We start from the raw sequence: 26,146 nt of genomic DNA, 5'->3' as shown, positions 1-26,146 counted from the left end.
GCCCCCCATGGGCCATAACACCCTTTCCTGGAGGATATGCAATGAAGCTCAAACCCCTCAATGACCGTGTCCTGGTCAAGCGTCTTGAATCCGAGGAAAAGACCGCCGGCGGTCTGTACATTCCCGATACCGCCAAGGAAAAGCCCTCCAAGGGGCAGGTCGTGGCCGTGGGCCCGGGCAAGATGGATGAGAATGGCAAGCGCATCCCCATGGCCGTCAAGCCGGGCGACGAAGTGCTCTTCAACAAGTATGCGGGCACCGAAGTCAAGCTGGACAACGTGGATCATCTCGTCATGCGTGAGGAAGACATCCTCGCCATCATCGACTAAGCGGCCGGTCCGCCCGCACGGGGCGCCGGATATAGACTGTTTATCCCACCAGTTCGCATATAATCAGGAGGAGCATCTATGTCTGCCAAGGAAATCCTTTTTGATGTCAAAGCCCGTGAAAAACTCGCCCGCGGCGTGGACAAGCTCGCCAACGCCGTGAAAGTGACCTTGGGCCCCAAGGGCCGCAACGTCGTGCTGGAAAAGTCCTTCGGCGCGCCGGTCATCACCAAGGACGGCGTGACGGTCGCCAAGGAGATCGAGCTTGACGACAAGTTCGAGAACATGGGCGCCCAGCTCGTGAAGGAAGTGGCCTCCAAGACCTCCGACGCCGCCGGCGACGGCACCACCACCGCCACCATCCTCGCCCAGGCCATCTACCATGAGGGCATCAAGCTCGTGGCCGCCGGCCGCAATCCCATGGCCGTGAAGCGCGGCATCGACAAGGGCGTGGACGCCCTCATCGCCGAGCTCGCCAACCTGGCCAAGCCCACCCGCGACCAGAAGGAAATCGCCCAGATCGGCACCATCTCCGCCAATTCCGACGCCACCATCGGCAACATCATCGCCGAGGCCATGTCCAAGGTGGGCAAGGAAGGCGTCATCACGGTCGAAGAGGCCAAGGGCCTTGAGACCACCATGGATGTCGTGGAAGGCATGCGCTTCGACCGCGGCTACCTCTCGCCCTATTTCGTGACCAACGCGGAAAAGATGATCTGCGAGATGGACAATCCTTACATCCTGCTCACCGAGAAGAAGATCTCCAGCATGAAGGACATGCTGCCCGTGCTTGAGCAGGTCGCCAAGGTGAACCGCCCGCTGCTCATCATCGCCGAGGATGTGGAAGGCGAAGCCCTCGCCACGCTCGTGGTCAACAAGCTGCGCGGCGCCCTGCAGGTGGTGGCCGTCAAGGCCCCGGGCTTCGGCGACCGCCGCAAGGCCATGCTGCAGGACATCGCCGTGCTCACCGGCGGCACCGTTGCCTCCGACGACACGGGCACCAAGCTCGAGAGCATGACCCTGAACGAGCTCGGCACGGCCAAGCGCATCGTGGTGGACAAGGACAACACCACTATCGTCGACGGCGCCGGCAAGCCCGATGCCATCAAGGCCCGCGTGAAGCAGATCCGCGCCCAGATCGAGGAGACCACTTCCGATTACGACCGCGAGAAGCTCCAGGAGCGCCTGGCCAAGCTCGTGGGCGGCGTCGCCGTGGTCCATGTGGGCGCGGCCACCGAAGTGGAAATGAAGGAAAAGAAGGATCGCGTGGAGGACGCCCTCAACGCCACCCGCGCGGCCGTCGAGGAAGGCATCGTTCCTGGCGGCGGCACGGCCCTGATCCGCGTTTCCAAGGTGCTCAACGACATCAAGCCCGCCGATGACGACGAGCTCGCCGGCGTGAGCATCGTGCGCCGCGCCATCGAGGAGCCCCTGCGCCAGATCGCCCACAATGCCGGCTTTGAAGGCTCCATCGTGGTCGAGAAGGTGCGCGCCGGCAAGGACGGCTTCGGCTTCAACGCCGCCACCGGCGAATATGAAGACCTCATCAAGGCCGGCGTCATCGACCCGAAAAAGGTGACGCGCACGGCCCTGCAGAATGCCGCTTCCGTGGCCTCGCTGCTCCTCACCACGGAGTGCGCCATCGTCGAGAAGCCCGAGCCCAAGAAGGACATGCCCGGCATGCCCGGCGGCATGGGTGGCATGGGCGGCATGGACGGCATGTACTAGACCGAATGCCCGCGCCCCAAGGGGTGTGAAAGCTGAACAAAAAATGGCCCTCCGGCATTGCCGGGGGGCCTTTGTGTTGCGGCGCGACATGGGATATCCAGCGGGAATGCCGTCAGCAACGGAGGCTGGGAACAGTGGGAAAACTCCTCGAAAGACGCAAGGCCGTGAGCCATTTTGAAAAGCTGCCGGGGAGCGGCTCCATCGAGCATTGCACCATGAGCAGCGACATACTGGGAGAAAACAAGGAGTTTTCGGTCTACCTGCCTTCAGGATATGAGGAGGGCGCGGGGCGATATCCCGTGCTCTACCTCCTGCATCCGGCCGGGGGCACGCATGAGACGTGGATACGGCAGGGGCAGTTGCCGCAGGTGGCCGACAACGCCATCCGCTCCGGCATGGCGTTGCCCATGATCATCGTGCTGCCGGATGGCAGCGGTGTGGAAGAGTCCCACATGGGCAGGCGCCTGGGCTTTTTCTCCGTGCCCGGCTGGGACTACGAAGCCTTTTTCCGCACCGAGCTCATTCCGCTGCTGGACTCGGCCTACCGCACGCGCACGGAGAGATGCTCCCGCGCCATCGTGGGCGCCTCCATGGGCGGGGAGGCCGCCATCGCCTACGCGCAGAAACATCCCGGCCTCTTTGGGGCCGCCTGCGCGCTGAGCGGCCTGCTGGGCCACCCGGAGCAGAGCCGGATGGCGCACACCGACAAGGACTACGCCGCGTCGCTCCTTGCCAACGATCCCCTCGCCTTTGTGAAAAACGCAAGCCCCGAAGCCGTGGAACAATTGAAAACCGTCCGCTGGTACGCGGACTGCGGCGACAGCGACTTCTTTTATGAAGGCAATGTGGAGTTCTTCCTCGCCATGAAGAGCCGGGGCGTCCCGCTGGCCTACAGGATGCGCAGCGGCGCCCACAACTGGCATTACTGGGTCACGGGCCTCTCGCCCGTCCTCCAGTTTTTGTCCGTGGGCTTTGCCGCCGGGGCGTGAGGGCGTTTTTCGGGGGCGTGTGCCGGCAGGGCCGGGCCACGACGGCAAGCCCTGCCTCACCCGCGTCAGGAGGGGCGGCGTGCGCCGCTATTCGTTGTAGATGGTGAGGTAGAGATCGCCCTGCCACGGGCCCACGCGCTTGCCGAGGCCCTTGAGGCGCACGGGCTTGCCCGGCGTGAAATCCTGCGGCAGGGTCACTTCCACCGTGTGCAGCTCGTCCGAAAGGCCACGCCGTATCTGGAGGCGGATGCGCCGCCCCGGGGCAAGATGCGCGGCCGGCAGGCGCAGGGTCTGCTCCTCGTCGATCTGGCGCCGGAGCCAGTCCTTGACGACGCCGGTGACGCCCTTGTTGAGGTCGCGGTTCCAGTTGGGCGTGCCCCAGGCGATATTGCCTTGGTGCAGCTTGGTGTTCTGCCTGGGCGGGGCTTCCTTTCGCGGCGGCGGCTCACGCCGTGGCTGCCGCGCCCGGGCCTGCCTCGCCCCCTCGTCCGGCGAGGGCCTTGGGCCGGTCTGCTGGCGGTTGAGCTCGCTGTAGATGTCTTCAAATACGCGCCGCGCAAAGGGGTCGTTGAGCAGGTCGCGGAGCACGTCCTGCTCGGCATAGGCCTTTTGCGCCCGCTCGCCCTCGCGGTTGTGGGCCGCCTGTTCGGCTCCGCCCTTCGGCTCTTCTGAGCCGGCTTCGGCCCTGCCTTGGGCGCCGTCGCCCTCTGTGGCGCCGCCTGCCGCCTTTTTCTGCGCTTCCGCTGCGCGCCTCGCGTCCTCCTCAGGCTTGAGCAGGGCCGTGAGCGCCACATAGGCCTCGTTGAGCAGCTGGAACTGCCGCCCGGCCTCGGGATTGCCCGGGTTGAGGTCCGGGTGCAGCTCAAAGGCGCGGCGCCTGTAGGCGCGCTTGACAGCCTGAAGGTCAGCGCCTTTTTCCAGGCGCAGGACCTCGTAGCATTCCTTGAGAGAGAGCTGGCGGGACGGTCGGCGCATGGCGTTCAGGGTTGTGGCTCGTGCCGGAAAAGGTCAGGGAAGCACGAGGGCATTCGCCTCGCGGGCCGGGTCGCTGGCGAGGAGGCCGTGCTCCTTGAGATAGGCGCGCCCGGCGCGGGCGAAGTCGGCGTGGGCCGCTTCCGGGTCGATGCCGGGGCAAAATTCCTTGGCCATGGCGAGGCTCGCCGGGTCTTCGATATTGCCGCGAAAAAAGGGCCACGCGCGGCAGATGGAGGGCTTGCCCTCATGCACGGCGCAGCCTTTGCCCTCGATAAAGAAGATGCAGCGGCCGTCCTCGCCGTTGCGGATCTTGAGCTTGCCGCCGGAATGCTCGCCGTAGCGCTCCGCCACCGCTTCGGCGGCGAGCCCGAGAAAGGCCGCGAGCCGCGCAAGGTCGGCCGGGCTCACGACGATGCCGCCGCGCCCCTCGCAGCAGTGGCCGCACTGGCGGCAGTGGAAGAGGGAATCGGCGTCGGGCTCCGGCATGGCATACCTCACGGAAAGTGCGGGGCCGGACATGCGGCCGGCACGCCCGCGGTTCGGGCGAGTCTAGCCGCCTCTGGCAAAACATACAAGCCCGCAAAAGGCGCCTCCCCGAAATTGACCCTTTGCCCCGCGGTTTGTACCATTGCCGGAGGCTTCCAGCAGACCGGGTCAAAGTGTGCCCCGGCAGGCCCGCAGTTTTCCGGAGGCGGCATGAACAGCGTCGGCAGCCGGTTCTTCGCGCTGGTGAAAGGCATGGCGCCCGCCAACTTTGCCATGGTCATGTCCACGGGCATCCTTTCCCTGGCCCTCTTGCGGCTGGGCTGCCCTTCGGGCGCGCGCCTCCTCCACGGCGTCAACGCGTGCCTGTACGTGGCCCTGTGGGCCCTGCTCCTCCTCAGGCTCCTCCGCTCCCCGGGCGCCGTCGCCGCGGACTTCACGAGCCACCTCAGGGGCCCGGGCTTTCTCACCATCGTGGCGGCGACGGCCATTTTCGGCACGCAATCCGTCGTGCTCGCGCGCGACCCCGCGGCAGGCGCGCGGCTCTTCTGCCTCGGGGCTCTCTGCTGGGCCATCATCCTTTGGGGGGTGTTTTCCGCCATCTTCACGCGCGCGGCCAAGCCCCCGCTCGCCTGTGGCGTCAACGGCACATGGCTTCTGGCCACGGTGAGCACCGAGTCCCTCGTCATTCTCGGCGCGGCCCTCGGCGCCCCGCAAGGCTGGGACGCGGATAGCGTGTATTTTTGCCTCTGCGCGCTGTTCCTCGTCGGGGTCATCCTCTATATCTTTGTCATCGTGGGCATTTTTCTCCGCTTCTGCTTCACGGACATGACCGCCGGGGATTCCGAGCCCACCTACTGGATCAACGCCAGCGCCGCCGCCTCCACGGCCCTCGCCGGCACGGCGCTCATGGGGCGCGCGGGCGCGGCCCCGTTGCTGGCGCTGTTGCAGCCCTACATCTCGGGCATCACGCTGCTCGCGTGGGCCACCGCCTCGTGGTGGGTGCCCATGCTCGCGCTCCTGGGCCTCTGGCGCCACTGTGTCAAGGGCTATCCTTACGCGTACACCCCCACCTACTGGAGCATGGTCTTCCCGCTCGGCATGTATACGGTGTGCACCGCTGCGGTTTCCGACGCCTATGGCGTGCCGGCGCTCATGGCCGTGCCCAGGGGCTTCATTTTTCTGGCGCTCGGGGCCTGGTGCCTCACGCTGGCGGGGCTCATTCTTTCGCGCGGGCGCATCCTGCTCATGGGGCCGGCGCCGGCCCCGCAAGGGGTGTGCAGCGTGGAAAAGGCCCCGCCGCCCGCGCACGATGCGGACAACGGGGCCGTAAAGCCGGGGATGCGCTGACGCCCTATTTGCCGAACAAAATCTCCTGGTAGTTGGGCAGCGCCCAAAGGTCGTCGGCGACCATGGTCTCCAGCGCGTCCGCGTGTTCGCGCACTTCCAGCATGAGCGGAAGCACATCGTTGCAGTAGTGCTCCGCCGCGTCAAGGCCTTCGCCCCGTTCGCCGCAGGCGGCGAGCGCGGTCTCGAGCTTGGCCGTGGCGTCCTCAAGCCGGCGCAGGCTCGTGGTCACGTGCTCAAGGGTCGTGGTGCGGCAGTCCATGCCGAGGTCGCGCAAGCGGCCGGCCGTTGCCGCGAGCTCGCCCTGGTAGCGCATGCCCGCGGGGAAGATGATGGTCCGCGCCATGCGGATGACGAGGTTGGCCTCGGTGCGCACGGTCTTGCAGTACTGCTCGAGATAGATTTCCTGCCGGGCGCGCAGCTCGTCGCGCCGAAGCACCGCCGCCTTTTCATAGATCCTGACCACCTCCGGGTTCGTCAGCTCCGGCAGGGCCTCGGGCGTGGTGCGCAAATCGGGCAGCCCCCGGCGCCGGGCCTCCTGGTGCCAGACATCGGAATAGCCGTCGCCGTTGAAGATGACCGCGCTGTGCTCCTCCATTACATGGGTGATGAAGGACTCCACGGCGGCGTTGAAATCCGCGCCGGCGGCGGTCTCCCGCTCCAGCCAGTCGGCCGCGAAACCGAGGGAATCGGCCATCATCACGTTGAGCGCCGTGATGGAGCCCGCCGCGGACTGCCCGGAGCCCACCGCGCGGAACTCGAAGCGGTTGCCGGTGAAGGCCACCGGGCTCGTGCGGTTGCGGTCGCCCGGGTCGGTGGGGAGGGGGGGCAGGGTGTCCACGCCCACGTTCATGATGCGCCGCTGCCGGCCGTTGGCCGCGTCCTCGGCGCGCCCGGCGCGGAAGGCCTCGAAGACCTCGGTGAGCTGGTCGCCAAGGAAGATGGACATGATGGCCGGCGGCGCCTCGTGCGCGCCCAGACGGTGGTCATTGCTGGCGCTCGCCACCGTGGCCCGCAAAAGGCCCCCGAACTTGTGCACCGCGCGGATCATGGCCGCGCAGAACACGAGGAACTTGGCGTTGGCGTGCGGCGTTTCGCCGGGGTCAAAGAGGCTGCCGAGCTCGCTGTTGCCGAGCGAATAGTTGACATGCTTGCCCGAGCCGTTGACCCCGCTGAAGGGCTTTTCGTGGAGCAGGCACTTGAGCCCGTAGCGCTTGGCCACGTTGCGCAGGGTGGACATGATGATGTGGTTGTGGTCCACGGCGAGATTGCTCGGCTCATAGAGCGGAGCGATCTCGTACTGGCTGGGCGCCGCCTCGTTGTGGCGGGTGCGCACGGGCACGCCGAGCTTGTAGAGCTCGCGCTCCACCTCCATCATGCAGGAGAGCACGCGCTGCGGGATGACCCCGAAGTACTGGTCGCTGAATTCCTGGCCCTTGGCGGGCCTTGCGCCGAAGAGCGAGCGCCCGGCGATCTGGATGTCCGGCCGGGCGAAGTTGAAATTGTGGTCGATGAAGAAATATTCCTGCTCCAGCCCGGCATAGGAGAGGATGGGCAGGTCCGTCTCGATGCCGAAGAGCGCGAGGAGGCGCTGCGCCTCGCGGTTGACCGCCTGGTTGGAGCGCAAGAGCGGCGTCTTCTTGTCCAGCGCCACACCTGTCCACGAGAGGAACATGGTGGGGATGCACAAAAAGGTGCCGTTGGGGTTTTCCATGATATAGGCCGGGCTCGTCACGTCCCAGGCCGTGTAGCCGCGCGCCTCGAAAGTGGAGCGCAGGCCCCCCGAGGGGAAGGAGGAGGCGTCCGGCTCGCCGCGGATGAGCATGGAGCCGGAAAACTCGGCGATGACGCCCCCCGTGCCGTCGGGCATGAGGAAGCTGTCGTGCTTTTCGGCGGTCTGCCCGGTGAGCGGGTAGAAGATGTGCGTGAAGTGGGTGGCGCCCTTCTCGATGGCCCAGTCCTTCATGACCGCGGCCACGGTGTCCGCGATGGAGGGGTCCATGCGCTCGCCGAAGGCGATGGTTTTGTGCAGCGAGCGGTAGACCTCCTTGGGCAGGCGCTCGCGCATGACGCGGTCGTTGAACACGTTGCAGCCGAAGATGTCCGTGGGGCGCGTGTCCGCGAAGTTCAGCGGCGCCACGTCCGGCTTGTAGGTGGTGATGGCCTGGATGGCGCTGTGGCGCCCGGTATTGCTGCTCATGGGCTTTCCGTCTTTGCGCTATTTCTTGTCGAGGATCTCGATCTCGAAGGTGAGCTCCTTGCCGGCCAGCGGGTGATTGGCGTCAAGGGTGATTTCGTCCGGGCCCACCTCGGTGATGGTCACGTCCATCTGCCCCTGCTCGTTGGAGAGCTGGAGCGGGGTGCCCACCTCCAGCGGGATGTGCGGGGGCACCTGGGCGCGGGCCACGGTGAAGACGAGCTCCGGGTCGGCCTCGCCATAGGCCTCGGCCGGAGGGATGGTCACGGTGACGGTCTCGCCGGGCTCGTGGCCCGCCACGGCCGCCTCGAAACCGGGGATGAGCGAGCCTGCGCCGAGGGTGAACTCCAGCGGTTCGCGCTCCTTCGAGGAGTCGAAGACCGTGCCGTCGGAAAGGGTGCCTGTATAGTGGACGCGAATGGTGTCGCCGTTCTGGATGGGCATGTCTGCTCCTTGAGGGATGGATGCCTAGACTGCCCCGCGGCAGGGGCGGGGCCTGAATTTCCGGGCCTTTTGGCCGCCCCTGAGAAAAACATGCCCGCCGCCCCTTGTCAATGTTGGGGCTATGGGGCGAGGGCCGGAACGGCCGGGATCGAGACTTTTTCAAGATATTTTCTAGACAAGCGGCCGCCCCACGTCTAGACTCTGCTGATGCAAGAATCCCGGCCTTCGCTCATCCTTTCGCGCGCAGACCTCATGGAAATGGAGAGCCTGCTCTGTGCGGGCCTCGGCGCCTTTCTCTCCTTTGAGGGCCACGCCCTCTATTTTCCCACGCACGCCGGCCCGCGTGAGCCGGAGCTTTTAAGCCGCGAGCGCCGCCTGCTCCTGCCGCTCGTGTGGCGCGGCGAAAGCCTCGGGGTGCTCATGCTGCACGGCGTTCGGGCCCGCGAGGCGCGGCGCCTCCTGTCGCACTTGCCGGCCATCGCGGCCCTGTGCCTCGAAAACCTCGCCCGGGCCCGGGCCATGGAGCGCGACCCCGCAACCGACCTCATCACCGAGGGCGCCCTTCTGGCGCGCATGGAGGCCGAGGTGGAGCTCTTGCGCGCCGCCATGCGCGACCCTTCCCGCTCCGCGAGCGGGCCCGCGCCCCTGCACCGGCTCTGCCTCGGCATGGCCGTCCTGCGCTGGCGCGACGGAGAAGCCCTGACCCGCAGCTTCGGCTATGCTTTTTGTGAGGAGATGATGCGCGCCCAGGCCCGCGCCTGCCTTGCGGAACTGCCCTCGGACGCCCGGGCCGGGCGCATTGGCCCCTGCGAGATCGGCCTGCTCTTTCCCGCCATCGGGCGCGGCGCGTGCCACCGGCTCGCGCAGGAGGCGCTTTCGCGCATGGATGCCGTGCGCGTGCATGACCCGGTGACCGGCCTTCAGCTCAGGCCCAGGCTCTGCGCGGGGCACGCACTCTACCCGCAGGACATGCTGGGCCCGGAGCTTTCGCTCGCCATGTTCGACCAGGCGCGCAAGCTCAGGGACAGGGCGCGGCTCGCCGCCGACGCCGCCGAGCGGGCCCTGGCCGGGAATGACGCGGATACCGTGAATGCGCGGGACGCGGTGATGCCTTTTGCCCAAATCCTGCGCGAAGGGGGCGTGGTGCTCGGGCGACCCGCCCTCGACCGCCTCCGTGTGAGCCTCGGCAGGGAGGCCAAGGCGGTGGAGGGCCAGCGCTTCCATGTGCGGGCGCGCACGCCCGAGGGCCGCGCCGGCGCTTTCAAGGGCGACATCGTGCTTTTGCGGGTGGAAAACGGCGAAGCCCTGGCCGAAATCGTGCACCTGGAAGACCCGGCGGCCCCGCCCGAGGCGGGCGACCGCCTCCTGCTCGCTGCGGAGCCGGAAATGGCTGCACCCGGGGAGGACGCCACGCCGGGCGCCGCAACGGAGACCCCCGGGGCAGGCGTCGCCGCCGACGGCCCCATGAGCCACGGGGAATTTTTGCGCCGCTTCGCCATGGCCCGTGAAGCCGTGCGCATGTTTACCCTCGCCATTGTGCGCCTAGCGCCGGCAGGGGAAAACAGCGGCGCGGAAGGGGACGCGGCCGGGCCCCCCGCGATGGAGGCATGGCTTTGCGCGGCGCCGCGCCTGCTGGCCGAAACGGCCGGGCGCCTCAAGGCGCCGGCCCCGGCCTTCATGGGCCGTTACGGCAGCAACAGCCTCATCGTGTTTCACCCGGGCGCCAAGGGCGAGGCCTGCCTGCCGCTCTATGCGGCCATCTGCGAGGCCGCCGGCGAGGCCGGCCTTCAGGCGGCCGCCGGGCTCGCGGCGCATCCCTTTCTGGAATTTCGCAAGGACGAGAGCGAAGCCTGCGCCCTCAAGGCGCTGGAGTTCGCCCTGCTGCTGGAGACCGGGCCCCGCGTGGGCCTCTGCGATTCCGTGGCCCTCAACATCAGCGCGGACAGGCGCTACAGCCTGGGCGACGCTTTTGGCGCCATGGAGGAATACAAGCTGGCGCTCCTCGCCGACGGCGCCAACGCCATGGCGCGCAATTCCCTCGGCGTCTGCCTCGCGGCCGTGGGCCGGGGCGCGGAAGCCCGCCGCCAGTTCCAGGCGGCGCTCCGCCATGCGGCCGAGCCGGCGCTCGCGGCCAAGATTGCCTACAATCTCGGCGCCCTCTGCCAGAACCTTGGGGACTTCCGGGCCGCGGCGCGCCATTACCGGCGCAGTGCCGAGCTTGCGCCCGAATCCCGCTATGTGTGGCTCAGGCTCGGGCGCCTCCATGAGCAGCGCGGCCGGCGCGCCGAGGCCCAGCGCTGCTATGAGCGCGCCGCGGCGCTGGAGGACGCGCGCCCCGGCACCCCCCCCACGGCCCGGCGCCAGCTCGCCCGTCTTGCCGCCCGCCAGCGGCGGGGGGCCGAGGCCCGCGAACTGCTCCACGACGCCCTGCTGCGCAATCCTGGCGACGCGCAGGCCATGCTCCAGCTCGCCGAGCTCTATCTGGACGGCGGCGAGGACCCGGCCATGGCCGAAATGCTCGCGCGCCGGAGCGTGCGGTTGAATGCCCGGCCCGAGGCGTGGCTCGTGCTCGCGCGGGCCCTGCGCGCGCTGGACCGCGAGGCGGACGCCCGCCGCGCCGAAGGCCGCGCCCACTCCGCATAGGGCTTCACATTTTTCTGACTGCGTGCCCGTCATCCCGGAGGCAAGAAAATCCTTTCATAATCCATTGAAACCATACAGCTTCTGAGGCCGTCTGTCTGCGACTTTCGCGGCGGGCGGCCTCACTGCCTTGACAGGCGGACAGCTCTGGGGCATAAGTGGAAAAAAGTGGTGATTCTGGTTAAAAAAGTGGTAGATTATGGCGGCACTTTTCACGGGCAGCTATTACCGCAGCATGGACGCCAAGGGGCGCCTTGTGCTGCCGCCAAAATTTCTCGACGCGCTGGGCGCGGCCGGGCACGGGGGCGACGCCGCTGACCCGGCTGCCGGCACCTTCTGGCTGACCGCGTATTACGGCCACCTCACCGCGTACCTGCCCGCCAAGTGGAACACCATAGTGGAGCAGCTGGGCGCCCTGCGCATGCCGCCCCCCGCGCTCGCCAATTTCAAGACCAAGGTCATCGGCCTCGCGCACGAGATGGTGCCCGACGGCCAGGGCAGGGTGCGCATCCCGCAGCCGCTCCTGCGCGCCGCGGGCCTTGGGCGGGACGCCGTGCTCGTGGGCATGCTCGACAAGTTCGAGGTCTGGGCCCAGGACCGCTTTGACGATCTTCCTGACGTGGATGTGAGTGAAGAACTGGCGGCCCGCAATGTGGTTCTTGACCTGTGATGCGCGAAGCGGCCGTCATGGCGCCTGAGCTGCGGCCCCGGCATGTGCCGGTGCTTCTTGCGGAAACGCTGGACGCGCTGGCGCCCGTGGCGGGCGGCCGCTATCTGGACGGGACGGTGGGCCTTGGGGGGCACGCCGCGGCCATTCTCGAGAGGGCGCCGGAAAGCAGCCTCTGCGGGCTCGACCGCGACACCGAGGCGCTGGAACTGGCGCGCGGGCGGCTGGCCCCCTTCGGGGAGCGCGCGCATCTCTTCCACCGCCGGTACAGCGAATTTGCGGGCGCGCTCGAAGAGCTCGGCTGGAATTTTGTCAACGGGGCGCTGCTCGACATCGGGGTGTCGTCGCTCCAGTTGGACGAGGCGGAACGGGGCTTCAGCTTCCATGGCGACGGCCCGCTGGACATGCGCATGGACGCGGCCTCCGGGGAGCGTTCGGCCTGGCACTGGGTCAACCGCGAAAGTTTCGCGCGCCTCAAGGAGTGCATCGCCACTCTCGGCGAGGAGCCGCAGGCCGGCCGTATCGCCCGCGCCATCGTGGACGCGCGGCAAAAGGCGCCCATCGGCACCACGGGCGAGCTTGCGGCGCTGGTGGCGCAGGCCTATCCGGCGGCATGGCGTGCCAAGGCGCGCCGCCACCCGGCAACGCGCACGTTCCAGGCCCTGCGCATGGCCGTCAATGACGAGCTCGGCGAGCTGCGCCGTTTTTTGGATTCTATCCTCAAGTGGCTGCCCGTGGGCGGGCGCCTCGTGATCATCACCTTTCACTCGCTGGAGGACAGGATGGTCAAGCAGGCCATGCGGCACTGGGCCGAAGGCTGCCGTTGCTCCCGGCATGTGCCGGTGTGCCGCTGCGGCCATGCGCCCGAGGTGCGCCCGCTCAGCAAAAAGCCGCTCACAGCCTCGCCGGATGAGGTCGCGGCCAACCCGCGCGCAAGTTCTGCCAAGCTGCGCGCCGTGGAAAAGATCGCCGAGGCGCCGGCCGCCGAAGCCCGGCGGGGTTGGGCGTGAACAGCCGCAAGAAGGGCCAGGGCAAGCCGCAGGGGGGCCGCGGCTGGCTCGCCGTGCTGGCGCTGGAGCTGCTGGGGCTGCCCGTGATGGGGCTCGTGCTCGTTTGGAGCGGCATCGAGCGCACGGATACGACGTATTTCATCAATATCGCGCAGAACGAGGTGCGGGAGCGCCAGGCCCTGCGCGCCAAGCTGGAAGTGGAGCGGGAGCGCCTGCTCTCGCCCTATGAGCTGCGCCGCCGCGCGCAGGAATTCGACATGCGCGAGCCGGGCCCAGGCCAGGTTCGCCGCATGGACAAGTCTTAAGGATCGCGCCGCCGCGCCCTCAAGGGACACAGGGCACGGCAAGCCGCGGCGCCGCGCTTCGCAAGGAAGCTGGCCCGGGCGGAGGAAGGCATGCTCGGATTTTCGTCACGCAAGCGCAATCGCGCCACCTATGCACCGCGCCGGGATGCGCGCAAGGCCGCCAAATGGCAGGACGGCAAGGCCGCGCCCGCCAAGGCCCCGGCCTCGCGCCTCGCCAAATGGGCCGCCGGCGTGGACTGGAGCCGCTGGCGCATCAATGCGGTGGCGGTCATATTCTGCCTTATCTGGGTGGCGCTCTGGGGGCGCGCCTGGCACCTCCAGATGATCGAGGGCCCCAAGCTCGCGGACAAGGCCCGCCGGCAGCACATGGCCTCGGAGCTCGTGTCGGGCAAGCGCGGCCTCATCTATGACCGCAACGGCCAGGTGCTCGCGCGCAGCGTGGAGGCGCGCTCGGTCTATGCCAAGCCGCAGGAGATCGAGGATTTCGCGCGCACCGCGGCCACGCTCGCGCCCCTGCTCGGCGTGGACGCGCAGAAGCTCCATGACGACCTCTCGCGCACGCGCAGGCGTTTCGTCTGGCTCCGCCGCAAGGTGGACGACTCCACGGCCGCGGCCATCCGCAAGGCCGACCTCGCGGGCATCGGCCTGAGCAAGGAATATGACCGCGTCTACCCCTTCAAGCACATGGCCGGCCAGTTGCTCGGCTTCGTGGGCCTGGACGACAAGGGCCTCGAGGGCATCGAGCGCTCGCTGGAAGAGCGCCTCGGCTGCATCCCGGTGCGCCAGATCGTCCAGCGCGACGCCATGGGCCGGCGCTTCTACCTCAACGAGGAGGGCCAGAGCGAGCCCCGCGGCCAGGACGTGACCCTGACCCTCGACATGCAGATCCAGTTCATCGCCGAGGAGGCCGTGGCCCGCGCGGCGCGCGAGTTCGACGCCCGCTGGGCCGGGGCCCTCGTGGTGGATGTGGAGAGCGGCGACATCCTCGCCTGGGCGCAGTATCCCTTCTTCAATCCCAACACCTACCGCGAGTCCTCGCCGCAGGTCTACCGCAACCGCCTTGCAGCGGACGCGCTGGAGCCGGGCTCCACCTTCAAGCCCTTCGTCATGGCCGCGGCCCTGCAGGAGCGCAAGGTCACGCCCAACACGCTCATCGACTGCGAAGGCGGCAAGTGGGAGCGCAAGAACATCTCCATCCGCGACACCTCAACCCAGGGCATCCTGCCGGCGAGCAAGGTGCTCCGCTATTCCTCCAATATCGGCATGGCCAAGATCGGCCTCCAGCTCGGCGCCCAGCAGTCGTGGAAATACCTGCACGCCCTGGGTTTCGGCGAGCGCACCAGCGTGCCCGTGGCCGAGAGCCGGGGCATCCTGCGCCGCCCGAGGGACTGGGGCGAGGCCGATGTCATGTCCGCGGCCTTCGGGCAGAGCGTGTCGGTCACGGCGCTCCAGATGGCCCAGGCATACCTCACCCTGCTCAACCACGGCATCTACAAGCCCCTGCGCCTCGTGCGCGAGGAGGGCGGCGTGGAGGAGGCGCACGAGCGCGTCTTCAACGAAAAGACCGTGCGCGAAGTCATGGACATGATGCGCGACGTGGTGGAGGAGAACGACGGCACCGGCAAGCGGGCGCGCGTGCCCGGCGTGGAGGTGGCCGGCAAGACCGGCACGGCGCAGAAGGCCGACGCCCGCGCCGGCACCTACGGCGTCAAGCGCGTGGCCTCCTTTGTGGGCTTCTTGCCCGCCCGGGATCCGCGCTATCTCGTTGTGGTCTTCGTGGACGAACCCACGCGCAACCAGTACGGCGGCGTGGTGGCGGCCCCGGCCTTCAAGGAAATCGCCAGCCGCGTGCTGACCTATACCGGCGCGCTCACCGAGGTGCAGGTGGCCGAGGCCGCCCGCAAGGACACGGTGCGCCGGCGGGGCCTCAAGCTCGTGGGCATGGACGCCCCCTATCTGGAGCCCAAGGCGGTTGCCGCCGCTCCCGGGGCCGAAGCGCCGCCCGTCGCCGAGGCGCAGGCCCCGCGCCGCCCGCAGGACGGCATGCGCCTTCCGGGCCACCGGGCCCGCGCCGCGAGCCATGTGCCGGATGTCATGGGCAAGTCCGTGCGCAACGCCGTGGAGCTTTTCGCCCGCGCGGGCGTGGTGCCCGAGCTCAAGGGCACGGGCAGCCGCGTGGTGCGCCAGAGCCCGCCCGCGGGCACGGCATGGCCCGAGGAAGGCAAACGGGCCGACTATATCCTCTGGCTCTCGGAGCGCTGATGATGGAACGGGATTTTGAGGCCCTGCTTGCGGCCGTGCGTGCCGGCGAGCGCCCCGGCGTGCGTGAAGTCCGCGCGGATTCGCGCCAAGTGTGCCCCGGCGACATCTTTGTGGCGGTGCCCGGGGCGAGCGAGGACGGCAGCCGCTTTATCCCGGAGGCCGTTGCGGCCGGCGCGGGCATCGTCGTCTGCCGGCCGGAGGCGGCGCAAGGCGCGGGTTCGCCCTCCTGTCGCTTCATCGCCCACGAGGACCCGCGCGAGGCCCTGTGGCGGCTCGCGGCGGCACGCTGGCATACGGAGGAACTGCCCCTGCGCGTGGTCGGCATCACCGGCACCAACGGCAAGACGACCACCGCGGCCCTCTTGGAGCACCTCTTCACGGCAGCGGGCTACCGGGTGGGCGTGCTCGGTACCGTAACCTACCGCTGGCCGGGCCACAGCGAGGCCGCGCCCCTTACCACGCCCGACCCGCTCTCCCTGCATGCCATGCTCGCGCGCATGGCCGAAGCCGGCGTGGACATGGTGTTCATGGAGGTCTCGTCGCATGCGCTCGCGCAGCAGCGCGTCTCCGGGCTTCCTTTCGCCGGTGCGGCCTTTACCAATCTCACGCAGGACCATCTCGATTTCCATGAAAACATGGAAAGCTATTTCAAGGCCAAGGCGCGGCTCTTTCTCGAGCTCCCCCGGGCGGACAAGGCCATGGCCGTCAATGCCGACGACCCCTGGGGCCGGCGCCTGCTGGAGCTTTGTCCCACTGCGCTTTCCTACGGGCTCGGGCGCGGGGCGCCGGGGCGGCGGCATCTCTGGGGCGAACTGCTCTCCTCGGGCACCGGCGGCACGCATTTGCGCATGCACCTCGGCGGCGAGGAGTGGGAGCTGCGCTCGCCGCTCGTGGGCGCCTTCAACGCGGCCAACCTGCTCACCGCGCAGGCCATGGCGCTGGAGCTCGGGCTCGCGCCCGCGGCCATGGGCGCACTGGAAGATTTCAACGGAGTCTGCGGGCGCCTCGAGCGGGTGGATAACCCCCAGGGTCTGCATGTCTTTGTGGATTACGCCCACACGCCGGACGCGCTCGTCAATGTGCTCACTGCCCTGCGCGTGGCCGGTTTTGCGCGCATCGTGACGGTCTTCGGCTGCGGCGGCAACCGCGACAGGACGAAGCGCCCGCTCATGGGCGAGGCCGTGGCGCGCCATGCGGACGTGGCCGTGCTCACCTCGGACAACCCGCGCAACGAGGAGCCTGAAGCCATCCTTGAGGATGTGCTGCCCGGCCTTGCGGGCGCGCGCGAAGTGGTGGTCGAGGCCGACCGCCGCGCGGCCACGGCCAGGGCCCTCGCCATGCTCGGCCGGGAGGACGCCCTGCTCATCGCCGGCAAGGGCCACGAAGATTACCAGATCATCAAGGGCGTGAAGCACCATTACAGCGACCAGGAAGTGGTGCGGGAGCTTTTGCGGTGCGAATGACCGTTGGGGAAATGGCGCAGGCGCTCGGCCTGCCTGCGGAAGCCTGCGCCGGCCACGAGGGCCGCGTGCTCGCCCGCGCTGTCACGGACAGCCGGGAGGCCGCCCCGGGCGCGCTCTTCGTCTGCGTGCCGGGCGCGCGCGTGGACGGGCACGATTTTGCGGCATCCGCCGTGGAGCGCGGCGCCGGGGCCGTGCTCGCGTCCCGGCCTTTGCCGGAAGTGACGGCCCTGAGCGTGCCGGTGCTCGTGGTGCCGGACACCGTCAAGGCCCTGGGGCGCCTCGCCGCCCATTGGCGCGACAGGACGGCCGCAAAAGTCGTCTGTGTCACGGGCACGGCCGGCAAGACAACGCTCAAGGAAGCGCTCGCCGCCATCCTCGCCGTGCGCGGCAAGACCGCCAAGACGCCGCTCAACCACAATAACCAGATCGGCATGCCGTGCGCCGTGCTGGATACGGACGGCGACGAGGACTTCTGGGTCATGGAGGCCGGCATCAGCCATGAGGGCGACATGGACGAGCTCGCGGCCATCCTCAGGCCGGACCTCGCCGTCATCCTCAATGTGGGCCCGGGCCATACCGAAGGCCTTGGCGGCAAGGGCGTGGCATGGCACAAGGCGCGCCTGCTGGCCCACCTGGCGCCCGGGGGGACTGCCCTTGTGAGCGCGGATTATGCGGACCTCGTGGCCGAACCCAAAGCCTTGGGCGTGAGCCCGGTGTTTTTCAGCACGGTGCAGGGGCGGGCGCCCTATACGGCAGCCATGGAGGACGGCGCGGCGGGACGCTGCCGTCTTGAGTTGGCGGGCGAAAGTTTCAGCGTTGACACGCCCTTTCGCGGGGCCTTCGGCGCGGAGAACGCCATTGCCGCCGCAGCGGCCGCGCATTTGCTCGGCCTTTCCGAAGACGAGATCTGCCGGGGCTTTGCTGAGGCGCCCCTGCCCCCGCGGCGCTCGGCCCGCAAAGAGCTCGGGCCGTGGCGCGTCATCGACGACACCTATAACGCCAATCCCCTCTCCATGCGCCGCATGCTTGAGGCCGCGGCGGAGGAGGCTCTGGGCGCGGGGCTGCCGCTTGCGGCCGTGCTCGGCGAAATGGGCGAACTGGGTGCGGAATCGGCCAGGCACCATGCGGAGCTGGGGCGCCTGCTCGGGCGCCTTGGCGTGGATGCCGTCTACTGGAAGGGCGGTCACGGCGAGGACGTTCGCGCGGGGCTTGTGGCGGAAAATCCGCATACCGCGCCCCGCTGGACGCCCGTGACCGGCCCGGAGGACTTTGTGCGCGCGTGGGTGGGGGAAGAAAGGTTCCCGGACGGGGCCGTCGTGCTCTTCAAGGGCTCGCGCGCCAACCGGCTGGAAGAGCTGCTTGCGGCGCTGGAAAAGGCCCAGGCCGGCCAGGGCAGGGAGGAAAGGCGTGTTTTATAGCCTGTTCGCCCCACTTGCAGCGGAATGGACGGCGTTCAACGTCTTCCGCTACATCTCCTTCCGCTCCATGGCGGCGCTCATCACCGCGCTCGTCATTTCCATCCTCGTGGGGCCGCGCTTCATCGCGTGGCTCAGGCGCCTCAAGTGCGGCCAGTACATCCACGAGGATGTGGCCGCGCATGCCGCCAAGGCCGGCACGCCCACCATGGGCGGGCTGCTCATCCTGTTCAGCCTGGCCGTGAGCCTGCTCTTGTGGGGCGACCTCGCCAACCGCTATGTCTGGCAGACCTTCTTCGTGTTCGTGGGCTTCGGGGCGGTGGGCCTGTGGGACGACCTCTCCAAGCTCCGGCACCACCAGAACAAGGGGATTTCGGCCAAGGCCAAGTTCACCGCGCAGATCCTCGTGGCCTTTTGCGCCATCTGGATGCTCTGGGAGAATCCGGCCTTCGACAGCCGGCTCACCATCCCCTTTGTCAAAGATTGGGCGCCCGACCTCGGCTGGTTCTACCTGCCCTTCGGCATCTTCCTCATGGTGGCCGCGTCCAACGCCGTCAACCTCACGGACGGGCTGGACGGCCTCGCCATCGGGCCCGCCGTCATCGCGGCCCTGGTGTTCGCCATCTTTATCTATGTGACCGGCAACGCGCGCTTTTCCGCCTATCTGCTCATGCCCTACATCCCCGGCGTGGGCGAGGTCACGGTGTTCTGCGCCGCCTTCGCCGGCGCGGGCCTCGGTTTTCTCTGGTTCAACGCCTATCCGGCGCAGGTCTTCATGGGCGACGTGGGCTCGCTCTCCATCGGCGGCGTGCTCGGCTATCTGGCGCTGCTCTGCAAGCAGGAGCTCCTCCTCGCCGTGGTGGGCGCCATCTTTGTGGCCGAAACGCTCTCGGTCATCCTGCAGGTGGGCTATTTCCGCTGGACGGGCGGCAAGCGCATCTTCCGCATGGCGCCGCTGCATCACCATTTTGAACTCAAGGGCGTGCCGGAATCCAAGATCATCATCCGGTTCTGGATACTCTCCATCCTGCTTGGCATGCTGGCCCTGTCCGTCCTGAAACTGCGCTGAGGAGCGACAATGGCACTGGAGCACAGCCGCGGCCCGAGGCCGCAAGCGGGCGAACTCGCCGTGGTGGTGGGCGCGGGCCGGTCGGGCCTCGCCGCAGTACGGCTCTTGCGCAAACTGGGCGCAGAGGTGCGCCTGCTGGACAAAAAAATGGACGCGCTGAGCGAAGCGCAGCTTGCGGAGCTGCGCGCCGACGGCGTGGACGTGCAGCTCGGCGAGCACACGCCGGCCCAGTTCGCGGGCGCCGCGTGGGTCATCCCGAGCCCGGGCCTTCCCGTCGCGGCCATCGAGCCCTTGGTGGAGGCCACCGTGGCACCGGGCGCCCGGGCGCCGGAGATATTGGCAGAGATGGAACTCGCGTGGCGCTCACTGGATGACGAGCCCGTGCTCGCCGTCACCGGCACCAGCGGCAAGACGACCACGGCCTCGCTGGCGGCGGCCATGCTCCAGGCGCAGGGCTATTCGGTCTTTCTCGGCGGCAATATCGGCACGCCGCTTTCGGAATATGTGCTCGCCGGGCGCAAGGCCGACGTGCTGGTGCTCGAGGTCTCCAGCTTCCAGCTTCAGGGCTGCTCCACCTTTTGCCCGCGCGCGGCCATCCTGCTGAATATTTCGCCCAACCATCTCGATTACCACAAGGATATGGACGAATACGCCGAGGCCAAGTTCCGCCTGTTCCGTTGCCAGGACGAGGGCGACCTGGCCGTGCTCGGCGAAAGCGTGCGCGGGCTTTCAGCGGCATGGCCGGTGCGCGCTCGCAAGGTCTGGGTGGAGGAGGGGCCCTCGCGCTTTCCGCGCGGCGGCCTCATGGGCGCCCACAACGCGTTCAACGCCGAGGCCGCGTGGCAGGCCTGCCGGCTTTTCGGCGTGAGCGAGGCCAATGCGGCCCGCGCCGTGGCCGGCTTCCGCCCGCTGCCGCACAGGCTGGAGCGCGTGGCCGAGCGGGGCGGCGTGCTCTTTGTCAATGATTCAAAGTGCACCACCGTGGCCGCGCTGGAAGTGGCCTTGCGCGCCTTCGACCGGCCCGTGCGCCTGCTCTGCGGGGGCAAGTTCAAGGGCGGCGACCTCGCGTCCCTTGTGCCGCTTTTGCGAGAAAAGGTGGTGCAGGTTGGCCTGTTCGGCGCGAGCCGTGAGGAATTCGAGCGCGCCTGGGAGGGCGCGGTGCCCCTGAGCTGGCACGCGACGCTCGCCGAAGCCGTACGGGAGCTCGCCGGCGCCGCCAGGCCCGGGGATGCCGTTTTGCTCGCCCCGGCAACGTCGAGTTTTGACCTCTACAAAAACTATATGGCCCGCGGCGACGATTTTAAGCGCATCGTGGGGGAACTGGCATGAAGAATGTCTTTGTGAAGCCCCAGGCTTCCACCGCGCCGGCCAAGAGCCCCGTGGCCCGGGCGGTGAACCATGCCGGGGAGGGGAACGGGCCGGCCTCCTTTGACTGGTGGCTCTTCACCATCGCTCTCGCCATCCTCGCCGTGGGCCTCGTCATGGTGCTCTCGGCAAGCGGCATCGTGGCCGAACAGGCCAACGGCGACAAGTACCACTTCTTCAAGCGCCAGGTGCTGTTTGCGGCGCTGGGCGGCGTGGCGCTCTGGTGCGCGGCGCTTTTGCCGCGCGACTGGCTTTACCGGCTCCAGTATCCGGCGCTCTTTTTCGCGCTTTTGCTCGTGCTCATCACGCTTTCGCCGCTGGCGCCCTCCATCAACGGCGCCAAGCGCTGGATACGCCTGGGCCCCGTCTCCATCCAGCCCATGGAATTCGTGAAGATCGCGCTGGCGCTCTATCTCGCCTATTTCATGAGCGCCAAGCAGCAGCTCATCAAGACCTTCAGCCGGGGCGTCATCCCGCCCTTCGCCGTGACCGGGCTCTTCTGCTTCCTGCTCCTGCTTCAGCCCGATTTCGGGAGCGCCGTGGTGCTCGCGGGCATCCTGTTCTTCATGTGCGTGGCCGGGGGCACGCGTTTCATCTATATCTTCTTCTCCCTGGGGCTCGCCTGCGCGGGCGCCATGGCCCTCGCCATTGCCGAGCCGTACCGGCTCAGGCGCCTGCTGGCTTTTCTCGACCCCTTCCAGGACGCGCACAATACGGGGTACCAGCTCGTGCAGTCCCTGCTCGCCATCGGCTCGGGGAGCTTTTTCGGCGTGGGCGTGGGCGCCAGCCGGCAAAAGATGTTCTACCTGCCGGAAGCGCACAACGACTTCATCATGGCCGTGCTCGCCGAGGAAATGGGCTTCGTGGGCGTGACCATCGTCATGGGGCTCTTCGCGCTGCTGTTCTGGCGCTGTTACCGCATTATCATGGGCCAGCGCGAGCTGCGCGACCGCTTCACGGCCTTCGGCATCACCACCATCCTTGTCATGGGCGCGGTGATGAACCTCGCCGTGGTCATGGGCGTGGCGCCGCCCAAGGGAGTGCCCATGCCGCTCATGAGCTATGGGGGCAGCAACCTCATCGCCACCATGCTCTGCGTGGGCCTGTTGCTCAACTTTTCGCGCACGGCGGGCGCATGGACAAGATCCTCCTGACCACCGGCGGCACGGGCGGGCACATCTTTCCCGCGCTCGCCGTCGCCGAGGAGCTGCGCCGGCGCACGCCTGGCGCGCGGCTGCTCTTCGTGGGCTCCGAGTACGGCCCCGAGGCACGGCTCTGCGCCCGCGCGGGCATCGAGTTCGCCGGGCTTCCCGTGCGGGGCTTCCTCGGGCGGGGGCTGCGGGCCGTGGGCGCCGCGGCGCGCATGAGCGTGGCCGTGGGCAAGGCCCTTTCCCTCGTGCGCGGGTTCCGCCCCGATGCGGTGGCCGGCTTCGGGGGCTACGCGGCCTTCGCGCCCATGCTGGCGGCCAGGCTTTGTGGCGTGCCCGCAGTGCTCCACGAGCAGAACGCCGTGGCCGGCACGAGCAACAGGGTTCTCGCGCGGCTCGCGCGCAGGGTCTGCGTTTCCCTGCCCGGCACGCAGGGCTTTCCGGCGGAGAAATGCGTGCTCACCGGCAACCCGGTGCGCGCGGCCATCGCCGGCGTGGCGGATAGGCGCAAGGACGCGGCGACGCGCGGCACAAAAAGGCTGCTCGTGCTCGGGGGCTCGCAGGGCGCGCACAGCCTCAACCGGCTTTTGCCCGGGCTGCTTGCTGAGCTCAAGGCCGCTGGCGTGGAGATCCGTCACCAGTGCGGCGGGAAAGACCTTGACGCCACGCGGGCGGCCTATGCCGAAGCGGGCTATGCGCCCGATTGCGTGAGCGCCTTTATCGACGACATGGCCGAGGCGTATGCCTGGGCGGACCTCGCGCTCTGCAGGGCCGGCGCCAGCACCGTGGCCGAACTGTGCGCCGGCGGGGTGCCGTCCGTGCTCGTGCCCTTTCCCGCGGCCATCCACGACCACCAGACGCGCAATGCAGAAGTGGTGGCCCAGGCAGGCGCCGGGCGCCTCGTGCAGGAGCGGGACTTTCCGCAGACGGGCATGGCGGCGCTGCTTCTGGGCCTGCTCGCCGACCCTGCCGCGCTCGCGGCCATGGGCCGCGCGGCGCGCGGGCTTTCGCGCACCGATGCCGCCGCCGCCGTGGCGGACGCGCTCACGGCCGTGGCGCGCTGAAAGACGCCGGGACTTTTCAGGGACGCATTTTTGCTGGGGGGGACATGAAGAGCAAGATCCGGCATATCCACATGGTGGGCATCGGCGGCGCGGGCATGAGCGGCATCGCCGAAGTGCTGCTCAGCGAGGGCTACGGCATCTCCGGCTCGGACATGGCCGAATCCGCCGTGGTGCGCCACCTGCGCGCGCTCGGGGCCGCGGTGGCCGTGGGCCACGCCGCGGAGAACGTGGGTGACGTGGAAGTGCTCGTCAAGTCCACGGCCATCGCCGAGGACAATCCCGAGGTGGTGGAGGCCCGCCGGCGCAATATCGCGGTCATCCCCCGCGCGGAAATGCTCGCCGAGCTCATGCGCCTTCGGCAGGGCATCGCCATCGCCGGCACGCACGGCAAGACCACGACCACCTCGCTCACGGCCTCCATTTTCGATACCGCCGGCCTCGACCCCACGGTCATCATCGGCGGCCGCCTCAATGTCTACGGCGCCAACGCGCATCTCGGCAGGGGCGACTACCTCATCGCCGAGGCGGACGAGTCGGACGGCTCCTTCCTCTGCCTTTTGCCCATCCTCAATGTGGTCACCAATGTGGACGACGACCACATGGATCACTACCAGAGCCGCGAGGCCCTGGACGAGGCCTTCGTGCGCTTCATGAACAAGGTGCCGTTCTACGGCCTGAACATCGTCTGCGGTGACGACCCCGGGGTGCGCGCGCTCTTGCCGCGCGTCAAGCGGCCCGTGGCGACCTATGGCTTCGGCGAGGAAAACGACCTGCGCGCGGAGCCTGTGGAATGCGGCGCCAAAAGCCGTTTCGCCGTGTGGCATCGCGGACGCAGGCTCGGCGAGGCCACGGTGCCGCAGCCCGGGCGGCACAATATCCTCAACGCGCTGGGCGCCATCGGCGCGGCTCTCGCGGCGGACATCCCCTTCGATGTGTGCGCCGAGGGGCTCGCGGGCTTCCGCGGGGTGGGGCGGCGCTTCGAGTTCAAGGGCGAGCGCGAAGGTGTCACCGTGGTGGACGATTACGGCCATCACCCGGCCGAGATCGAGGCCACCCTGCGCACGGCGCACGAGGTCTTCCCGGGGCGACGCATCGTGGCGGCCTTCCAGCCGCACCGCTTCAGCCGCACGCAGGCGCATTTCGGCGAATTCTGCAAGGTCTTCGACCTCGCGGACGCCCTCCTGCTCACGGAGATCTACGCCGCCTCGGAAAAGCCCATCCCCGGCGTGTCCGGCCAGAGCCTCGCCGAGGGCATTGGCCAGGTTTGCGACACACCCCTGCGCTATTGCCGCACCCTGGACGACCTGCTCGACGCCCTCGGGGAGGAACTGAAGCATGGGGACGTGCTGCTCACCCTCGGCGCGGGATCCATCACCCGCCTGGGGCCCGCGTGGCTCAACGGGGCCGAACATGCGTGAGATTCCGGCGCCGCGGCTTGCGGAACGCACCACCCTGCGCCTCGGGGGCACCGCCATCGCCGAGCTCGTGCTGGAGACGCACGAGGACGCGATGGCGGTGCCCCAACATCTTGCGCGGCTCGGGGGCGAAGCGCTCTTCATCGGGCGCGGGAGCAATCTCCTCGCCGGGGACGGCGAGCTTCCGCTCGTGCTGGTGCGGCCGGCTTTCAGCGACGGGCCGGAGATCATCGGTCGGGAGGGGGAGAAAGTTCTTGTGCGGGCCGGGGCCGGCGTGCCGCTGCCGCGCCTGCTGCGCTTTTGCGCGGAGAACGGCCTTTCGGGCCTCGAAGGGCTCGCCGGCATCCCGGGGAGCGTGGGCGGCGCGGTGGCCATGAACGCTGGCTCCTTCGGCGTGGAGGCCTGCGCCCGCGTGGAGCGCCTCGTGCTCGCCTCGGGGGGGCGAATCATGGAGGCCGGCGCCTCCTCCCTCAGGGCCTCGTACCGCAACCTCGCCATCCTGGATGCGGACGGCGAAGAAATGCGCGATTTTCTTGTACTGGAAGCCATATTTGGCTTGACCCCCGCCACAAAGGATGGCATTGCTAAACGCATGCGTCTCAACTTTTTTGAGAAAAAGTCTAAACAGCCCGTAACGGCCTGGAGCGCGGGCTGCGCCTTCAAGAATCCCGCGCCCGGTATCGCCGCCGGCAAGCTTCTGGAAGAGGCGGGTTTTCGCGGGCGAAGGTTGGGGGGCATGGCTTTTTCGCCCATGCACGCGAATTTTTTGGTGCATGAGGGCGGGGGCAGCGCTCACGCGGCGCTGACGCTCCTTGCCGAGGCGCGGGAGGCGGTGCGCCGGCGCTTCGGCCACGAGCTTGTGCCGGAGGTCAGGATAGTCCCGTGCCGTCTGCGTTGAGGCGCGGCGGCCGCAAGTCCCGCAATGCCTATACGGCGCCGAAGGAGGCGCGCTTTGCGGGCCTTGGCCGGATGTTTTCCTTCCTGCGGCGCCCCGCCGGTAGCAGCGCGGACGGCTCTCAGAGAGGCGCCTCGCAGGCGCGCAGGATAGGGGGCATCACCTGGCGGACGCTGGTGGCGGGCATCCTCGTCCTGCTGGCGGCGGGGGTGACACTGGCCGGGATATGCGCGGTCTCGCTCTGGCTCTACGGCAAGGCGCTGACCAGTGATTTTTTCGCCACCAGGCATGTGGACGTGGCGGGCAATGTGCGGCTTTCGCGCGAGATGGTGCTCCAGTACGGGGGCATCGGCGAGGGGGACAACAGCCTGGCGGTGAGCATCGCCGAAGTGGAGCGCAACCTGCGCGACACCCCCTGGGTGGAGGAGGCTTCGGTCAAGCGCCTTTTGCCGGACAGGTTCGTCATCAAGCTCAAGGAGCGGATGCCCTCGTTCTGGGTGCACAAGGACGGCGTGCTGTATTACGCCAACGAGCGCGGCGGCATCATCGCCCCGGTGGAGAGCAGGAATTTTCTCTCCCTGCCGACCCTGCGCATCGAGCCCGGCGCCGAGGACGAAACGCCCTATCTGGCGCGGCTGCTCAAGGATGTGCAGGCGGGCGGCCTGCCCATAGAGGCGGGCGCCATCGCGCAGGTGACGCTGAGCCCGTCGCGCGGGGTGGAGCTCTATCTGGAAGACCGGGAAATGCGCCTTTCCATCGCCACGGACGACTGGGAGGGCAACCTTTCACGGCTCGGCATGGCCCTGGGGGACCTGGCGCGGCGGCACGAACTTGGCGGGGTGCGGGAAGCGCGCGCAGTGGATGGAAATGTCTGGGTGATCCGCAACCAGCCAGCGCGGCGGGGCGATATGCCGCAGGCTGGCGCCCCGGGCCAGTGAG

Annotated in this window: 22 protein-coding genes; 18 read left to right on the top strand and 4 right to left on the bottom strand. The window is 68.4% G+C overall.

Translation table 11 applies throughout. From position 1 onward, the window contains the following. The first annotated feature begins 41 nt into the window (after window positions 1-41). From groES to G7Y54_RS08735, 3 genes are all read left to right on the top strand, one after another. Window positions 42-329 carry a co-chaperone GroES gene (groES, locus tag G7Y54_RS08745; protein ID WP_165078933.1) on the top strand — a complete coding sequence of 96 codons (288 nt, stop codon included), beginning with the start codon at window positions 42-44 and terminating at the stop codon, window positions 327-329. A gap of 78 nt (window positions 330-407) precedes the next feature. Continuing rightward, entirely contained in the window at window positions 408-2,054 is a 1,647-nt protein-coding gene (groL, locus tag G7Y54_RS08740; protein WP_165078932.1) for a chaperonin GroEL, read from the top strand. A gap of 134 nt (window positions 2,055-2,188) precedes the next feature. Then, window positions 2,189-3,043: an alpha/beta hydrolase family protein gene (locus G7Y54_RS08735; RefSeq protein WP_165078931.1), complete on the top strand. Its 855-nt coding sequence runs from the start codon at window positions 2,189-2,191 to the stop codon at window positions 3,041-3,043. Between the two features lie 87 nt (window positions 3,044-3,130). On the opposite strand, the gene G7Y54_RS08730 is transcribed toward G7Y54_RS08735, so the two are convergent. Next, on the bottom strand, window positions 3,131-4,018 hold the full coding sequence (locus tag G7Y54_RS08730; protein WP_165078930.1) for a DnaJ domain-containing protein: 888 nt from the start codon (window positions 4,016-4,018) through the stop codon (window positions 3,131-3,133). A 33-nt stretch (window positions 4,019-4,051) separates the two neighbouring features. Further along, window positions 4,052-4,504 carry a YkgJ family cysteine cluster protein gene (locus G7Y54_RS08725; protein WP_165078929.1) on the bottom strand — a complete coding sequence of 151 codons (453 nt, stop codon included), beginning with the start codon at window positions 4,502-4,504 and terminating at the stop codon, window positions 4,052-4,054. A 210-nt stretch (window positions 4,505-4,714) separates the two neighbouring features. On the opposite strand from G7Y54_RS08725, the gene G7Y54_RS08720 reads away from it, so the two are divergent. Further along, window positions 4,715-5,851 (top strand): tellurite resistance/C4-dicarboxylate transporter family protein, encoded by a 1,137-nt coding sequence (locus G7Y54_RS08720; protein ID WP_165078928.1) that lies wholly within the window; start codon window positions 4,715-4,717, stop codon window positions 5,849-5,851. 4 nt (window positions 5,852-5,855) lie between these two features. Here G7Y54_RS08720 and G7Y54_RS08715 read toward each other — a convergent pair whose 3' ends face one another. Both G7Y54_RS08715 and G7Y54_RS08710 read right to left on the bottom strand, forming a co-directional pair. Next, window positions 5,856-8,048, bottom strand: coding sequence for a glutamine synthetase III (locus G7Y54_RS08715; RefSeq protein ID WP_165078927.1), 2,193 nt, complete (start codon window positions 8,046-8,048; stop codon window positions 5,856-5,858). An 18-nt stretch (window positions 8,049-8,066) separates the two neighbouring features. Further along, a complete protein-coding gene (locus tag G7Y54_RS08710) occupies window positions 8,067-8,489 on the bottom strand; it encodes a peptidylprolyl isomerase (protein WP_165078926.1) in 423 nt (140 codons plus the stop codon). A gap of 207 nt (window positions 8,490-8,696) precedes the next feature. Here G7Y54_RS08710 and G7Y54_RS08705 point away from each other — a divergent pair, with 207 nt between their 5' ends. The 14 genes from G7Y54_RS08705 (at window position 8,697) to G7Y54_RS08640 (ending at window position 26,145) form a co-directional block, all read left to right on the top strand. Further along, a complete protein-coding gene (locus tag G7Y54_RS08705) occupies window positions 8,697-11,132 on the top strand; it encodes a tetratricopeptide repeat protein (RefSeq protein ID WP_241159431.1) in 2,436 nt (811 codons plus the stop codon). Window positions 11,133-11,328: 196 nt separating this feature from the next. Then, window positions 11,329-11,799 (top strand): division/cell wall cluster transcriptional repressor MraZ, encoded by a 471-nt coding sequence (locus tag G7Y54_RS08700; protein ID WP_165078925.1) that lies wholly within the window; start codon window positions 11,329-11,331, stop codon window positions 11,797-11,799. A 17-nt stretch (window positions 11,800-11,816) separates the two neighbouring features. Beyond that, window positions 11,817-12,806 (top strand): 16S rRNA (cytosine(1402)-N(4))-methyltransferase RsmH, encoded by a 990-nt coding sequence (gene rsmH / locus G7Y54_RS08695; protein ID WP_241159430.1) that lies wholly within the window; start codon window positions 11,817-11,819, stop codon window positions 12,804-12,806. Continuing rightward, the gene (locus G7Y54_RS08690; protein ID WP_206214938.1) at window positions 12,803-13,111 is read left to right on the top strand and encodes a hypothetical protein; all 309 of its coding nucleotides are present in this window, start codon (window positions 12,803-12,805) and stop codon (window positions 13,109-13,111) included. Before rsmH ends, G7Y54_RS08690 begins: the two co-directional genes overlap by 4 nt. A 90-nt stretch (window positions 13,112-13,201) precedes the next feature. Beyond that, entirely contained in the window at window positions 13,202-15,373 is a 2,172-nt protein-coding gene (locus G7Y54_RS08685; protein ID WP_165078923.1) for a penicillin-binding protein, read from the top strand. A 2-nt stretch (window positions 15,374-15,375) separates the two neighbouring features. Further along, complete coding sequence (locus G7Y54_RS08680; RefSeq protein WP_165079075.1) at window positions 15,376-16,836, top strand: UDP-N-acetylmuramoyl-L-alanyl-D-glutamate--2,6-diaminopimelate ligase; 1,461 nt, start codon at window positions 15,376-15,378, stop codon at window positions 16,834-16,836. Continuing rightward, window positions 16,833-18,254 (top strand): UDP-N-acetylmuramoyl-tripeptide--D-alanyl-D-alanine ligase, encoded by a 1,422-nt coding sequence (gene murF / locus G7Y54_RS08675; RefSeq protein ID WP_206214937.1) that lies wholly within the window; start codon window positions 16,833-16,835, stop codon window positions 18,252-18,254. The genes G7Y54_RS08680 and murF overlap by 4 nt, the downstream gene beginning before the upstream one ends. Further along, complete coding sequence (gene mraY, locus G7Y54_RS08670) at window positions 18,244-19,320, top strand: phospho-N-acetylmuramoyl-pentapeptide-transferase (protein WP_165078922.1); 1,077 nt, start codon at window positions 18,244-18,246, stop codon at window positions 19,318-19,320. The genes murF and mraY overlap by 11 nt, the downstream gene beginning before the upstream one ends. Window positions 19,321-19,329: 9 nt before the next feature. Beyond that, a complete protein-coding gene (murD, locus tag G7Y54_RS08665; RefSeq protein WP_165078921.1) occupies window positions 19,330-20,649 on the top strand; it encodes a UDP-N-acetylmuramoyl-L-alanine--D-glutamate ligase in 1,320 nt (439 codons plus the stop codon). After that, window positions 20,646-21,839: a putative lipid II flippase FtsW gene (ftsW, locus tag G7Y54_RS08660; protein WP_165078920.1), complete on the top strand. Its 1,194-nt coding sequence runs from the start codon at window positions 20,646-20,648 to the stop codon at window positions 21,837-21,839. The genes murD and ftsW overlap by 4 nt, the downstream gene beginning before the upstream one ends. Next, window positions 21,821-22,897, top strand: a complete 1,077-nt coding sequence (gene murG, locus G7Y54_RS08655) for an undecaprenyldiphospho-muramoylpentapeptide beta-N-acetylglucosaminyltransferase (RefSeq protein WP_165078919.1) — start codon at window positions 21,821-21,823, stop codon at window positions 22,895-22,897. Before ftsW ends, murG begins: the two co-directional genes overlap by 19 nt. Before the next feature lie 44 nt (window positions 22,898-22,941). Continuing rightward, entirely contained in the window at window positions 22,942-24,315 is a 1,374-nt protein-coding gene (murC, locus tag G7Y54_RS08650; protein ID WP_165078918.1) for a UDP-N-acetylmuramate--L-alanine ligase, read from the top strand. Continuing rightward, window positions 24,308-25,210 (top strand): UDP-N-acetylmuramate dehydrogenase, encoded by a 903-nt coding sequence (murB, locus tag G7Y54_RS08645; RefSeq protein WP_165078917.1) that lies wholly within the window; start codon window positions 24,308-24,310, stop codon window positions 25,208-25,210. The genes murC and murB overlap by 8 nt, the downstream gene beginning before the upstream one ends. Next, the gene (locus G7Y54_RS08640; protein ID WP_165078916.1) at window positions 25,195-26,145 is read left to right on the top strand and encodes an FtsQ-type POTRA domain-containing protein; all 951 of its coding nucleotides are present in this window, start codon (window positions 25,195-25,197) and stop codon (window positions 26,143-26,145) included. Before murB ends, G7Y54_RS08640 begins: the two co-directional genes overlap by 16 nt. Window position 26,146: the final 1 nt, after the last annotated feature.

This window comes from Desulfovibrio sp. ZJ746, assembly GCF_011039155.1.
GTDB lineage: Bacteria > Desulfobacterota > Desulfovibrionia > Desulfovibrionales > Desulfovibrionaceae > Desulfovibrio.
This window is presented reverse-complemented; position numbering and strand designations above follow the sequence as displayed.

Coding starts and splice junctions, on each gene's coding strand:
- groL (WP_165078932.1), top strand. CDS start 408: ATGTCTGCCAAGGAAATCCTTTTTGATGTCAAAGCCCGTGAAAAACTC.
- murG (WP_165078919.1), top strand. CDS start 21,821: ATGGACAAGATCCTCCTGACCACCGGCGGCACGGGCGGGCACATCTTT.
- G7Y54_RS08680 (WP_165079075.1), top strand. CDS start 15,376: ATGGAACGGGATTTTGAGGCCCTGCTTGCGGCCGTGCGTGCCGGCGAG.
- murF (WP_206214937.1), top strand. CDS start 16,833: ATGACCGTTGGGGAAATGGCGCAGGCGCTCGGCCTGCCTGCGGAAGCC.
- G7Y54_RS08720 (WP_165078928.1), top strand. CDS start 4,715: ATGAACAGCGTCGGCAGCCGGTTCTTCGCGCTGGTGAAAGGCATGGCG.
- murD (WP_165078921.1), top strand. CDS start 19,330: ATGGCACTGGAGCACAGCCGCGGCCCGAGGCCGCAAGCGGGCGAACTC.
- G7Y54_RS08725 (WP_165078929.1), bottom strand. CDS start 4,504: ATGCCGGAGCCCGACGCCGATTCCCTCTTCCACTGCCGCCAGTGCGGC.
- G7Y54_RS08685 (WP_165078923.1), top strand. CDS start 13,202: ATGCTCGGATTTTCGTCACGCAAGCGCAATCGCGCCACCTATGCACCG.
- G7Y54_RS08715 (WP_165078927.1), bottom strand. CDS start 8,048: ATGAGCAGCAATACCGGGCGCCACAGCGCCATCCAGGCCATCACCACC.
- murC (WP_165078918.1), top strand. CDS start 22,942: ATGAAGAGCAAGATCCGGCATATCCACATGGTGGGCATCGGCGGCGCG.
- G7Y54_RS08700 (WP_165078925.1), top strand. CDS start 11,329: ATGGCGGCACTTTTCACGGGCAGCTATTACCGCAGCATGGACGCCAAG.
- ftsW (WP_165078920.1), top strand. CDS start 20,646: ATGAAGAATGTCTTTGTGAAGCCCCAGGCTTCCACCGCGCCGGCCAAG.
- murB (WP_165078917.1), top strand. CDS start 24,308: ATGCGTGAGATTCCGGCGCCGCGGCTTGCGGAACGCACCACCCTGCGC.
- G7Y54_RS08730 (WP_165078930.1), bottom strand. CDS start 4,018: ATGCGCCGACCGTCCCGCCAGCTCTCTCTCAAGGAATGCTACGAGGTC.
- groES (WP_165078933.1), top strand. CDS start 42: ATGAAGCTCAAACCCCTCAATGACCGTGTCCTGGTCAAGCGTCTTGAA.
- rsmH (WP_241159430.1), top strand. CDS start 11,817: ATGGCGCCTGAGCTGCGGCCCCGGCATGTGCCGGTGCTTCTTGCGGAA.
- G7Y54_RS08705 (WP_241159431.1), top strand. CDS start 8,697: ATGCAAGAATCCCGGCCTTCGCTCATCCTTTCGCGCGCAGACCTCATG.
- G7Y54_RS08710 (WP_165078926.1), bottom strand. CDS start 8,489: ATGCCCATCCAGAACGGCGACACCATTCGCGTCCACTATACAGGCACC.